The organism is Nostoc sp. ChiQUE02 (assembly GCF_034531305.2).
Classification (GTDB): Bacteria; Cyanobacteriota; Cyanobacteriia; order Cyanobacteriales; family Nostocaceae; genus Nostoc.
Genome location: NZ_JAVRBN020000013.1, coordinates 66287 through 79230, shown reverse-complemented (window position 1 = coordinate 79230; position 12944 = coordinate 66287). Strand labels below are relative to the sequence as shown.

The window sequence follows — 12944 nt, the reverse complement described above, 5'->3', positions numbered from 1 at the left end:
GACGATCGCAATGACTGTTATGCGAGTCGATATGACATAATCTATTTTTTATGGATTTTAAGGATTATTATTACCAAGATATTTGGCTTTTAATTCTTCTAATTCTTCATCTATTTTGCTTTTACTAGAAGGCTGAGATGTGGGGTTTGGTGGCTGTATTTTATTTGGTTGAGGTTTGCTGCTACCCAAAAATTGGGTTTTCATTTCCTCTAATTCTTTTTCAAGTTGACTTGGAGATTTCGATACAAAAGCTGCTGGAGAATTTGGTGGGGCTTGAGGGATAGGTTTTGGCGGTATCGCTGGCGTAGGTGCTACTTTCGGCTGCTGATTTAAGTCTTTGAGAACTTCATCTACTGTTTGATAACGCCGAATTGGAATACTTTCTAGCATCTTGTTAAGAATACGACTTAACTGATTACTAACAGGAGTTTGCAAGTATTGCTGCCAAACCCATGTATCGTTATTGATATCATAGGAATCGAAGGGCGATCGCTGGGTTAATAAATTAATACAGGTAGCACCCAAGCTGTAAATATCGCTGGCAAAAACAGCCCTACCTCTCATTTGCTCAGGGGCAACATATTCTGGACTACCAATACTAGTACCAGTTTGATTTAAGGCGTTGCCAATGGCAGATTTAGCTGCACCAAAATCTACTAATACTAGTTTGCTATCACCGCTACGTAAAATAATATTTTCTGGCTTAATATCACGGTGAATTACGTGTCTGGCATGACAAAATTTTAATACTGATAATAAATCATTTAGTAATTGCCAGATTTGCGTTTCACTAAAAGCACCTCTATGTGCCAATTCCTGGGCTAAGTTTTGCCCGTCAATAAATTCTTGTACAAGATACTGTCGATCTTCTTGGGTAAAATATGCAAGTAGTTCGGGAATTTGGGGATGTTTGCCCAATTCATCCAACTGCACTGCTTCTTGGTTAAATAACTCTACAGCTTTTGCAAGAGTGTTAGTGCCTTGGGATTGGGGATAAAATTGCTTAATTACGCAGCGTGGTTTTGAGGGTTTATCTTCATCCACAGCTAAGAAGGTTTTGCCAAAACCACCTTGTCCGATTGGTTTGATAGCACGGTAACGTTCTTTGAGGAGTAACTTGGAACCGCAAGTCCGGCAAAACTTGACATCATTAGGATTTTCCGGCTTGGGACAATGGGGATTAAGGCAGTAGCTCATACAGGCGATCGCTCTTATATGTCTTTATTTTCTCCTGTCCCAGGCAAAAGGGTGTAATCAACAGATTTTGGATTTTAAATTTTGGATTCGTGTCACCCACAACGGGCGAAAGGGCGTAGCAGGAAGTTAGTTCGGCATGAACCAAAAGAATCTAAAATCAGCCCGGTTATTACCTATAATCAAGAGCGATCGCTTTGGGTTAAACTATGAGCGATGTCTAAGATGGTCACTGAGCGGCTGGTGAGCGGAGTCGAACCATGCCTCTCGTAGAGAAGTGCGGGCTACGCCTACGCACTGCTAGCTACCTACCCCACTGCATCCATAACTGGATGGAAGTAGAAGGCGAACCCTAATACTGTATAGGCAGCTAATAATAAAGTGCCTTCCAGCCAATTGGACTTACCATCGGAACTAATACTGTTTGCAATCAATACTGACACAACCACAGCTACTAATTCAAAGGGTTTGAAATCTAAATCCATTGGTTGGCCCAATATCCGCCCTGCTATCACCAACACGGGCGCGACAAATAGGGCAATCTGCATACTTGATCCCACAGCTACCGAAAGGGAAAGATCCATTTTATCTTTCATCGCCACGGTGACTGCTGTGGCGTGTTCAGCCGCGTTACCGACGATGGGAACCAAAATTACCCCTGTAAACAGCGCTGTCAAACCTAGCTGAGATGTCGCCACCTCCAGAGAATCGACCAACATTTCTGACTCAATTGCCACTAGCAAGGTACATACTAGCAGCACGCTAACCCACAACATCATATTTGGTTTAGCATGAGGGATTTCCTCTGCTTCTATCTCCGCTACACCTACATCATATAGATAAGAGTGGGTTTTCATCGAAAATAGCAGCGTTAGGGCATAAACCAGGATTAATACTACAGCAACAGCAATAGAAAGATTTTGCAGTGTTTGTTCGTTAATTCCTTGAGAGGTGTAATTCATCGCCGTTGGCATCAAAATGGCAATCACCGCCAAATTCATTGAAGCAGCGTTCACCCGCGCCACAATTGGCTGAAATGTCTGTTCTTTGTAGCGCAGTCCTCCCAAAAGCATGGAAAAACCCATCACCAGTAGTAAGTTGCTAATAATCGATCCCGTGATACTGGCTTTGACTACATCTATTAACCCAGCATTCAGCGCCACTAGGGCAATGATTAATTCTGTAGCATTGCCAAAGGTGGCGTTTAACAAGCCCCCCAATGATGGCCCGACTACGACAGCAATTTCTTCTGTGGCTGTACCCATCCAAGCTGCTAAGGGCAGAATTGCTAATCCAGCTGTAATGAAAACTATCAATTCTCCCCATTCCAGAAAGTGGGCTGCTACAGAAACCGGGATAAACAGTAATAAAGCGAAAAGAATAATGTTTTTGGTTGACATTTGTTGTCTTGAGTTGAGGGTATCATTCACAGCGAGCAATCCTAAGTTTTAATTTGGAGTGTTGAATTAAAAATCACTTTCACTCATCACTCCCATAGGATACTCTCAACCGTCTGTAGAGCAATTCAGAAATTTTACTGTTTTCAGCTCACTGCTGTGTATGTAAAATTAGGTTGCGATATAATGAGTTGTTGTAATCTTTTGTTGCAAAACTATGAATTTGAGCCAAAATATTACACCAGGAATGGGGTTTAATATATTAAAAGACAATTAAAATTTTGATTGGCGCTGCTAACGAGAAAACCCCTAACTGAGGCCTTGTTCAATGGCTAACTATTTTGAGCCTTCAGGGAAAGGGCTGTGCGATAACGCAGATTTCCCACTACAATAAAACCGCTTTGTCAAAAATTTGGTTGGATTTCATAGTTGTTGTTTATACCGGATTTTGTGTGGAAACCATTGTAGAAAGGGTTACGCACAATGTTTTTGGTACAACTGCAAGTTTTTTGTTTTGGATAAATATACATGACTTCTGCTGCTGAAATGCCAGCTAGCTCTGGCTCAACGTTAACATTACATTCAGATCCCAAAAACGCTCACGAAACCGATCCCCTGAGAAAGGCTAATGGTGTTTATGTGACGGTGCATGGTCATTTTTACCAGCCACCGAGGGAAAACCCTTATCTGGACGCAATTGAACGCCAACCGAGCGCTGCACCTTTCCATGACTGGAATGAGCGGATTCATTGGGAATGCTATCGCCCGAATGCCTTTGCCAGAGTCTTAAATGACCGAGGTGAAGTGGTGGGGATCGTCAACAATTATGAGTATTTCAGTTTTAATATTGGCCCAACGCTGATGTCGTGGCTAGAACGCTACGATGTGGAGGTTTATCAGCGGATTTTAGAGGCGGATGCTAAGAGTAGCCAACGCTTGCATGGTCACGGTAATGCGATCGCGCAAGTATACAATCACATCATCATGCCTCTGGCGAACGAGCGCGACAAATATACCCAAATTCGCTGGGGTAAAGAAGACTTCCGCTCCCGCTTTGGCCGCGATCCCGAAGGGATGTGGCTAGCAGAAACTGCTGTAGACTACGCCACCCTAGAAGCTCTTGTTGCTGAGGGTATTCGCTTCATTGTCCTGGCACCGTCTCAAGCATTGCGTTGCCGTCCCCTCCCGACTCCAGATCGTCCCCATCCTGAATGGATCGAAGTCGGTGGTAGTCAGATTGATTCCACCCGTCCCTATCGTTGTTATTTGCAGCCGACACTAGATACTTCATCTTCACCTCTGAGTGCGATCGCCACTAGCCCCAACGATAGTAGTACAGAAGAATTACCCTACATTGATATCTTCTTCTACGATGGGCCGATATCGCGGGATATGGGTTTTAGTGATGTCGTTTATAATTCCAGTCACTTTGCTGGACGTATCGGTTCGGCAGTGCGTGGGGATCATCGTCTGGCACAGTTAATCTCGGTGGCGACAGATGGGGAAACCTTCGGACATCACAAAAAGGGAACAGAGAAAACTTTAGCCTACGCCTTTACCAAAGAGTTTCCTCAACAAGGTTGGACGGTAACAAACTTCGCCCACTACCTGAGCTTAAATTCTCCCAGTTGGGAAGTGGAATTAAAGTCAGTCACAGCCTGGAGTTGCGCCCACGGTGTCGGCAGATGGGAAGATGACTGTGGTTGCGGTGGGGAAGGCTCAGTTTGGCATCAGAAATGGCGTCGTCCACTGCGGGATGCCCTAAATTGGCTGCGGGATCAGCTAACTGAGGTTTATGAGGAACATGGTAGACAGTTATTTCGCGATCCCTGGCTAGCGCGAGATGAATATATCCAAGTAATGCGCGATCGCTCTGCTACCAATGTCAACCGTTTCCTTGCCCGTCATCAAACCCACAAACTAACCGCAGCCGAACAAGTAGACGCCCTCCGCCTATTGGAAATGCAGCGTCACGCTTTGTTAATGTTCACTAGTTGCGGCTGGTTTTTTGAAGAAATTTCCCGTCCAGAAGGGACACAAATTCTGCGCTATGCCGCCCGTGCTTTGGAATTGGCAGGGGAAGTGGCCGGTGTGCAGCTGGAAAAAGGCTTCGTCAAACATCTAGGTTTAGCCCCCAGTAATGTAGACGAGTTCAAACACGGTGCAGAAATTTATCGGCAACTAGTGTTAACTGCCCAACTTGGCTTTAAGCAAGTTGCAGCCCATTACGCCATTACTTCCCTGTTTACCAATCAGAAACCAGCAGAAACGCACAATTCTCTACCGAGAAAAGATGCTGCTGACAAACAGTCTCAGCGTTACCAGAAGCGGGTTTATTGCTATGCTGCCAATGAGCTAGATTACCAACTGCAACGGATGGGATCGCTAACTCTGGCTGTGGGAAATTTAAAGCTGGTATCAGAGATTACTTGGGAAAGTGAGCATTTGGTATTTGCGGTTCTACATTTGGGAGGCTGGGATTTCCACTGCTGCATTCAACAATTTACTGGGCGGCGTGACTACAGCAAATTAAAAGAAAAGCTGTTTGGAGCGCTAAAACAAGCCAGTGCGGCTCATACGATCTTGGCGATGACACAGCTATTTGGGGAAGAAGCTTTCAGCTTGCAAAATCTATTTGCTGAAGAACGCCACCGGATTATGCGGTTGCTTAGTCAAGAAACACTGGCACGTTTAGGACAGTTGTATACCCAAGCTTACCGTGATAATTACGGTGTGCTGATGGCGTTTCATCGTGATGAAATTGCAGTACCGCAAGAATTGCAGGTGGCAGCAGATATTGCTTTAGGGCATCGCTGTCTGATGACATTGCGATCGCTAGAGCAAGAGATTGCCGATCCCCAAAAGAGTTGGAATCACATCTTAGAATTGGAGGCGATCGCTACTGAAGCAAAACATTTGCGTTGTCGGCTGAATATTCCTGACGGTAAGCAGATGTTAGAACAGCTAATTGCGCGATCGCTCTGGCAATTGTTGCACGATGCTAATGGTAGCTTTAATGCAGATATCCAACTATTGGAGCGGTTGATTGATGTCGGGGATCAACTTAATATTGATATTTCCCTACAGCGATCGCAAGAACTATATTTTAGTTGTCTGCAAAGTCAGATAGCACCAGTGTGTATCACTAGCCTTGAAAATGAAGGCGATAATCAGTGTCTTCAGTTGCTCAAGTTGGGTAAAAAGTTAGCAGTTGATGTCAGTTCGATCTCAAATCAGTTGGGATAGATGTAGTGGACTACTACTGTGCATTGGTGTCAACTTAAGTTCAAACGCTTATCCCACAAGCGTTTTACCCCACCCCGCCAAAGCTACGCTTTGTCTCCCCTCCCCTTGGTAAGGGGAGGGGTTCCGACGACTTAATTGGTAATTGAGTAGGGTTGATATAACGTCATTGCCATAAGCCCAAAACCCTAATGTAGAGACGCGATTGATCGCGTCTTGAAAGACCAATTATCTACACCAATAACCCTTAGCCCAAGCGTATTGATTGAGAAGCGTCATAAATCAAAATGACGCCGGAAACGGGGATCAATATTATCTGTTTTCTGCTGATTGCAGCTAAAACAGAGAGTTTGGAGATTGCTGATATCGTTTTGACCGCCACGAGCGAGGGGAATGATATGGTCAATGCTGAGGTTAGTTTCTCCAGTAGTTTTACCGCAACTTTGGCATTGATATTTGTCACGTTGAAAAACATATTTCTTTACTTCCGGCGGGATACGAATGCGGGGAGTTTTACTCATTTCCTTAGTTGCTAAGAAATCCTTCCAAGCTGGGTACATCTATCCAACTTGCTTTTTGATGAGATTCATGGGATAAATCCATCAACAACTGAGAATAAATTCCTTCTCGCAGCGATGGTGTAATTTCCTGATTGCGGTCAATCCCTTGTACCCATTGGTCTACTACGCGGATAAATGCCGAAATCCGCCCATCAGCATAATTTTTGGGAAAAATTAACCGATTCGGTATTTCTATTTCCGTTAGCGGTTTACCTGGCTGGGAACCCCAAACACGAAAACCATGTATATAATCTTTTTGATTTTCACTGCCCACAATTAATGTACCGCGATCGCCATATACTTCTACCCAATGGGTTCTTGATGCATGAACAACCGCACTGATAGATAGTTGGCAAGGTGTACCATCTGCTAATTCCAGCGTTAATATACAGTTGTCATCGGTATCCACTGGCTTAGATTCCCCACTAACAGGGTCAACTCGTGTAGGAATAGCAGTACTCAAATGGGCGCTTAATCTGCGGACTGGCCCGAATAACCAGTGAATGTAATCGAAGGCGTGGGAACCTAAAGATCCCAATGCACCGCCTCCTTTCTTTTTATCAGAATACCAATTCCAAGGGCGTGAAGTATCAGCACGAGAAGAACCTAACCAATCAATTTTAATTAGGCGCAACTCACCCACATAGTTTTCTGACAATAATTCAGCAAATAACTGCCATGCTGGTACAAAACGAAATTCAAAGTCTACAGTTGCAATGACGCCTTTTGTTTTCGCTAACTGATAAAGTTCTTTAGCCTCAACTGCATTTAAAGTTGTAGGTTTTTCTAGTAATAAATGTTTTCCAGCTTGCAGTACAGTTTTTGCCATTTCATAGTGCAAAAATGGCGGTGTAGAGATGCTGACTGCTTGCACTTCTGGTAATGCCAAAATATCTGCAAGCGAGTCGGAAGCGTGGGGAATATTATGAGATTCTGCTATAGCTTTGGCTTTATTTATATCTCGGTGATAAACAGCGACTACCTCCGTTTGAGGATGTGCTTGGAATCCAGGTATGTGGACTTTTTGACCAAATCCAGTGCCTGCGATCGCAACTCCAATCATATAATTTTTATCCCCATCTTTATGTAACTTATTGTTTGCTCAATATCACTCGATCAATCATATCTTATCGTAAAACTCTAATTGTAAAAGGATAACGATAATGCTCACCTTTGTAAGCTTTAATAGCAGCGAGAGTTACTACAAAGGATTGTAGTGCCAGTTTAAATAAAATGAATGACATAAGTACAATTAATAAGCTGTCTAAAGTGTTTTTTATTTCATTAACTGAACCATTGCTAGTCACTGCCAAACTAAAGCTAGTTAACACTAAAACTAAAGATATTACTATGACAATAAAGGTATAAAATGTTAAAGTAAGTTGAAAATTTAATGATTCCTTTCCTTGTAAATCAATCCAGGGATATTGAGTTTTTTTTAATCGCCAAATCAAGAGTGGAGCTAAAAGATTTAAAGGTAAATATAAAGGAATACCAAGAAATACTAAAAAAACCAATAATATCCACCCTAGCAAAGCCGAGAAATGACACAACATCGCCCATATACGCATTTGTTGTTTAGGTTTTGCTCTCATGGCTTTTTATGTGTAAATGGATTTACGAGATAATTCTCCACTGTAATTATCTATAAAAAAGCCAAACAAGAGCTTAAAATCTGAGTATTTCTCGGTCATAATTATCGGGAAGAGGTTCTATTTCCCAGACTATGCCTTCTCCTGGCTCCAAAGCAACTTCTACGAAAAGTTGTTCTACTGCGGTTATAGCAATATCTTCGTTGTTGGGAAAGGGCTGTAAATCTTCTGTGAGTAGTCGGAGTTTAAAACCACCAGGAATGGCTGCACCCACAGTCAGGTTACGTAACTCAAAGCGCCAAATAGTTGTGTCTGGTTCGCGTTGTGGTATAATCAGCAATTCGTAGATTTGACCTGCGTAGGCGTAGCCCGCCGCAGGCATCGCCAATTGACGAGATAAAATAGATCCTGGTTGCCTTTGGTCAATACCCCGCGCCCCAGCTGCACCCAGTTGGAAATCAAAGCTTCCCCAACCGACAGTTTCAGCAACTTGAGAAACACCACTTTGCAACCATTCGATAACTGACCACTGTTCTGGTAGTCCCAAACGTCGCTGATATAAGCTTTTTCGCCAACCGCCATGTTCAATTAAGCCTCCCCATAATTGAAAAGGGATAGCTAGTCTCGGTGTAAGTATTTCTGGATTTCCCAGACGAGCAATTAAGTTTTGTGCTTGTGGTTGCGGTATGGTAAGAATCTCTTCAATAGCGCTACGTGTTGGTTCTTCTGGGCAAAGTTGCCGCGCCACAGCTAGAACACTGATATCATTGATGATGTCAGTAGCATCAAGAGAATAATTGCGATCGCCTGGATCAAAACTGCCCTGAGATTTGAGTTGTGCATGAGTGCAGTAACCCCAAACTCTGACATAGCCTTCATCTGGTTCTACCTGCACAGCTAAGTAATAATCACCTACCCAACTGGGAATATCCACCCATTCTTGCGGTACTCGAAGTTCGCTTAAATCAATTGTCTCACTGGGAATCAAGATAAATCGAGTTGCATCTAAGGTGATTGCGGTTCCATTTACTAGTTCCCAGAAACTGGATAAAACAGTTGTATTTGGCCAGACCTTTGCTTGGGGTGTGAAATCCTCTTGTAACCATAGCAAAACTGCACTTAGGCAAAGTTGATTAATATAACCTTGATAGCCAGAAGTGGGGTTAGAAAAAGATTGACTGCGAACATCCGCCTGATTTTGGGTGGCGGTAGGAATTTCTAAAATCAGGTCAGTTGGGTTAGCAAAAGTAAATACAGTGGTGTTAGCAGTCATGGTGGTTACTCCGGTTTTGGGCATTGAAAAGAGGCAGGGGAGCAGGGAGCAGGGGAGATAAGGGGACAAGGGGATAAGGGGACAAGGTGACAAGGTGATGAGAACTTGCAACAAGTCTTTCCCCTTGTCCCCTTGTCCCCTGCTCCCTGCACCCTGCCCCTCTGCTTTTTCCCCACTCTCTAGTAATAATTTCTCAGCCATTCCTCCATGACTGTATTTATACTTTTGAGTAGGTCTGAGGTGACAGAAATATGCAATTTATCTTGACTCCAGTTAGCTAAAGACCGCAATAAAGCTTCCTGCGCTTTTTTTAGTCGCCGCGAGACAGTATACTGCTGCATTTGTAATTGTTTAGCAATTTTGTCTTGAGTTAGTTCTTGACCATAGTAAAGTTTTACAATCTCTTGTAATTGCGGTTCAAGTTGAGCGATCGCTACGACTAAAACTTTGTTAATCTCAGTTTGTTGAGAGATTCTAGTTTGTTCTTCTTCTTGAGCGACAATTTCATTGATTAGGGATTCTTGTTGACCTCCCGTAAGATTGTCTAGCCACTCCCAGGAATCATCACCACCTTTGGGAGTATTGAGAGACTCCGGGGTGGGATAACAATACTTGCGTACAGATTTAGCAACATTTAGCAACCAATTCTCCAGGGTTTGGGGATTGACTTGCTGACTACTTTGTGAATTATAAGCTTTAGCGATCGCTTCCCAAATTTTATCGTCGGGTCGAGATAGTTGGCGAGAAGTACCAGTTTTCGTAGGAATATATAAGGTTGTGAAACAGTTCCAAGCAAGAATATAAGCATTAATATTCTCTGGGGATAAGCCAGCATTTTCCAAAGACTCCACCAAAAGCTTTTTAGTGATTTTTCGTAACAGTCCCCAATCTGTACAAATATCAATTTCTCTCTTTTGACGCAAGGTTTCGCGGATAGCACTGCTAAAAACGGCTTGGGCGTAGCTTTTTAAGGTAAAACCTTGATTGGGGTTAAAACCTTTGAGGACTTTATCAACTTGAGCGATCGCAATCTGAAAACAGTCAGAAAGTTTATACTGAGTACTGGCAAAACTAGCAACCGTCTTTTGAGATACCCAATAGCAAGGTTCTTGCAAGTAAGCCATGAGATGTTGCCTAGCTAGTGGCTCAGTTTCGGGAAGCTGCCAAAACTTATACCAGTAAAGTGCCCAAAAATATTCAGAAGTTTCTTGTGGCGTATAGTTTAGACAACTTTGGATACTGCGACGCAAACTTGATTCTATCGCCCAACGACTGAAGCGATCGCCAGCAAACTGCACAAAAGTTGAAAAGATTTCAATGATGCTTTGTCGAGGTTGCATAAAAATTGGAAAATTCAAAATTAAGTCTAATACACTGTGGCAAAAGCTTACCTACATTTAACCAGTTGCTTCCGCCCCAAGTCTTGTTAATTGAGATGGTAGCTGGATTTACGCCCCAGCTGTACTAGGGCGTGTTTTCAAACCTCTCCCTAAGCACCCCAATTTTTGAAGATCCCCCTTAACCCTCCTTAAAAAGGCAAGGCTACGGTGTACACACATCTCTACACACGATGCAAAACGTCATCTGATCCTCCTAAATCCCCCTTAAAAAGGGGGACTTTGAGAGGTTTTTGCCCCCCTTTTTAAGGGGGGTTGGGGGGGATCTTCGGGTTTGAAAACAGTCTCTATTAGTCTGCTATAGCGCTTTTCGTTTGTATTCTTAGTTGTGGTCTAAATACATGAAAACTGCTGTAACATTGGAACATTCCTCATAAACATTGGAACATTCTTCATAAACATTGGAACATTCTTCATCAACATTGGAGCATTCTTCATAAACATTGCAACATTCTTCATAAACATTGCAACATTCCTCAGTAACATTGTAATCTCCGTCATCAACATTGCAATCTCCATCATCAACATTGGAATATTCGTCATCAACATTGTAATCTCCGTCATCAACATTAAAGCAATTGTGAAGAAAAACAGGTACAAGCTATAAATTAAGAAAATTCACACAGATTTATTTGTATCTTTTTAGCAAAGATAATTATTCACTAATTTTACTGAACCAGAAAACAGCTTTACTAAGGCAAACTAGCTCTATAACCCTCTCTAACAAATATCTCTATGTCTCGTAGAAAACGTACATCCCGTGTTTTAGAAAAAGCTGAATTGAGATCCACTGGGCTGAAAGTAATTGATTCAAATATGGATTTTGGTAATAATTGCGATTTGCAAAATCTGAATAAATCAATTGAGCAGCTACGGACTATGCTTGATTCTTATAACACCGCTTTAGCTGTAATTGATTCTTCCAAAACTAAAATTGATGAGATGGAAAAAACTTTAAGCAATCTTACAGATAAGATGCTAAGGGGAGTTGCTTTTAAATATGGCAAAGACAGCAGCGAGTATGAGATGGCAGGTGGCGTTCGTGATAGCGAACGTATTCGCAAAAGCAGATTGAGCCGCCTGAAAGGTGGTGCAGGAGAAGTATCAGTAGAAAATGCTAAAATCGCCTAAGAAATTACGACCAGAAGCAGAAAGCATAGGGGAAGAAAGCTTCTCGTAAGGAATGTGGAGAATGAACAAACGCTACATTGTTCATTAAAACCATGTTTTTGACTGCTGCAATCCCCTATTGAGAGGCGTAGCCCATCGTAATTTCTTCAATTCACTGACGCTCTTTGATAAGAAACAATTATATGCAGCTAATAACATGCATTCTAATGTATCTTAGATTATGCACTTTATAGTATAGTCTCATTTTTTTTAATGTTGAAAATCCTGCAAAATGGGAGTTTAAAGAATTTTACTTGTCTAAATAAAAAATTTTACTTGTCTAAATACTGATTAGAGTTTATAGTGGTACGGTGTTTTCCGTTCCCCTTTACTCGGCAGGTTTATACCATGATTTATTCTGGCAAATTACAGAAGTATTTTGCAGGTTTTTCCTTGTCTCTAATATTAGTATCTGATTTAGTACTCACACAAAAAGCTCCTCCAGCTTTAGCCCAAACAGTAAATACATCTATCGCTAATGCTGTGACATTTAGTTGCAACGATAGTGAAGCAACAATCAAAGCTAAAAATGGGCCCAAAGTAGTTAATGGAACAACAAGCGTTTACATTGGCTATCGGCAACTCTCAAATAACAAAGACCCGATAATTGCCCGCTTCAATAATGGGATAAAAGCATGGTGTCGGACTGATTACGAAACAACCAAGGATGATGGTACAGGTTACGGATTGTATTGGAATGGTGGTAGTGTTTTGTATGGCGTTTTCTCTTCCACCGGTAGTCAGACAGGTAATGATTTTCGCCGCTTTGCCATTGGGCGTTGGTTACCTAGCTATGGTAGCGGAGGCGGGCCAAAAGTCGCAGTTATAGCCCGGATTAATCCAGCTAATGGCGATGTTTCCTATGCGACTTTCTTAAGTGCCAAAAAAGCGGATAATGGACAAACTAACTCTTTAGTTGTCAACAACCTATCATGGAATAGCACAAATTCGACTTTAACTGTGCAAGCAAAGTCATGGTGGACTCCCCGTCGTACTAATACAAATTCCATGAGTTGCTCTGGTTCATCACCTTATCCATACACAGTTATATTCACTGGTGATTTAAGAACGATGAACTCGGCTTCAGCAAACACTTGTAGTTAAAAAGTTAGAATTCA

At 42.3% G+C, this 12944-nt stretch carries 10 protein-coding genes; 3 read left to right on the top strand and 7 right to left on the bottom strand.

Going from position 1 to position 12944, the window contains the following annotated elements; translation table 11 throughout:
• Positions 1 to 57 precede the first annotated feature (57 nt).
• Together RM347_RS15815 and cax are read right to left on the bottom strand one after the other, a co-directional pair.
• Positions 58 to 1197, bottom strand: a complete 1140-nt coding sequence (locus tag RM347_RS15815) for a serine/threonine-protein kinase (RefSeq protein ID WP_322719393.1) — start codon at positions 1195 to 1197, stop codon at positions 58 to 60.
• A gap of 305 nt (positions 1198 to 1502) precedes the next feature.
• Positions 1503 to 2624 carry a calcium/proton exchanger gene (gene cax, locus RM347_RS15810; protein WP_322719394.1) on the bottom strand — a complete coding sequence of 374 codons (1122 nt, stop codon included), beginning with the start codon at positions 2622 to 2624 and terminating at the stop codon, positions 1503 to 1505.
• Positions 2625 to 3119: 495 nt separating this feature from the next.
• Between cax and RM347_RS15805 the strand changes: the two genes are divergently transcribed.
• Positions 3120 to 5837 carry a DUF3536 domain-containing protein gene (locus tag RM347_RS15805; RefSeq protein WP_322719395.1) on the top strand — a complete coding sequence of 906 codons (2718 nt, stop codon included), beginning with the start codon at positions 3120 to 3122 and terminating at the stop codon, positions 5835 to 5837.
• A gap of 272 nt (positions 5838 to 6109) precedes the next feature.
• Here RM347_RS15805 and RM347_RS15800 read toward each other — a convergent pair whose 3' ends face one another.
• The 5 genes from RM347_RS15800 to RM347_RS15780 form a co-directional block, all read right to left on the bottom strand.
• On the bottom strand, positions 6110 to 6355 hold the full coding sequence (locus RM347_RS15800; protein ID WP_322719396.1) for an HNH endonuclease: 246 nt from the start codon (positions 6353 to 6355) through the stop codon (positions 6110 to 6112).
• Between the two features lie 4 nt (positions 6356 to 6359).
• Entirely contained in the window at positions 6360 to 7457 is a 1098-nt protein-coding gene (locus tag RM347_RS15795; RefSeq protein WP_322719397.1) for a Gfo/Idh/MocA family protein, read from the bottom strand.
• A 64-nt stretch (positions 7458 to 7521) separates the two neighbouring features.
• On the bottom strand, positions 7522 to 7989 hold the full coding sequence (locus RM347_RS15790; protein WP_322719398.1) for a DUF4870 domain-containing protein: 468 nt from the start codon (positions 7987 to 7989) through the stop codon (positions 7522 to 7524).
• A gap of 73 nt (positions 7990 to 8062) precedes the next feature.
• A complete protein-coding gene (locus tag RM347_RS15785) occupies positions 8063 to 9259 on the bottom strand; it encodes a DUF1822 family protein (RefSeq protein ID WP_322719399.1) in 1197 nt (398 codons plus the stop codon).
• Positions 9260 to 9438: 179 nt separating this feature from the next.
• The gene (locus RM347_RS15780) at positions 9439 to 10599 is read right to left on the bottom strand and encodes a sigma-70 family RNA polymerase sigma factor (RefSeq protein WP_322719400.1); all 1161 of its coding nucleotides are present in this window, start codon (positions 10597 to 10599) and stop codon (positions 9439 to 9441) included.
• A gap of 792 nt (positions 10600 to 11391) precedes the next feature.
• Here RM347_RS15780 and RM347_RS15775 point away from each other — a divergent pair.
• Complete coding sequence (locus RM347_RS15775; RefSeq protein WP_322719401.1) at positions 11392 to 11787, top strand: hypothetical protein; 396 nt, start codon at positions 11392 to 11394, stop codon at positions 11785 to 11787.
• 387 nt (positions 11788 to 12174) lie between these two features.
• Positions 12175 to 12930 carry a hypothetical protein gene (locus RM347_RS15770; protein WP_322719402.1) on the top strand — a complete coding sequence of 252 codons (756 nt, stop codon included), beginning with the start codon at positions 12175 to 12177 and terminating at the stop codon, positions 12928 to 12930.
• Positions 12931 to 12944 lie beyond the last annotated feature (14 nt).

Excerpts from the sequence above, each read along its gene's own strand:
- RM347_RS15815 (WP_322719393.1), bottom strand. The coding sequence starts at position 1,197 with ATGAGCTACTGCCTTAATCCCCATTGTCCCAAGCCGGAAAATCCTAAT.
- RM347_RS15805 (WP_322719395.1), top strand. The coding sequence starts at position 3,120 with ATGACTTCTGCTGCTGAAATGCCAGCTAGCTCTGGCTCAACGTTAACA.
- RM347_RS15800 (WP_322719396.1), bottom strand. The coding sequence starts at position 6,355 with ATGAGTAAAACTCCCCGCATTCGTATCCCGCCGGAAGTAAAGAAATAT.
- RM347_RS15795 (WP_322719397.1), bottom strand. The coding sequence starts at position 7,457 with ATGATTGGAGTTGCGATCGCAGGCACTGGATTTGGTCAAAAAGTCCAC.
- RM347_RS15790 (WP_322719398.1), bottom strand. The coding sequence starts at position 7,989 with ATGAGAGCAAAACCTAAACAACAAATGCGTATATGGGCGATGTTGTGT.
- RM347_RS15785 (WP_322719399.1), bottom strand. The coding sequence starts at position 9,259 with ATGACTGCTAACACCACTGTATTTACTTTTGCTAACCCAACTGACCTG.
- RM347_RS15780 (WP_322719400.1), bottom strand. The coding sequence starts at position 10,599 with ATGCAACCTCGACAAAGCATCATTGAAATCTTTTCAACTTTTGTGCAG.
- RM347_RS15775 (WP_322719401.1), top strand. The coding sequence starts at position 11,392 with ATGTCTCGTAGAAAACGTACATCCCGTGTTTTAGAAAAAGCTGAATTG.
- RM347_RS15770 (WP_322719402.1), top strand. The coding sequence starts at position 12,175 with ATGATTTATTCTGGCAAATTACAGAAGTATTTTGCAGGTTTTTCCTTG.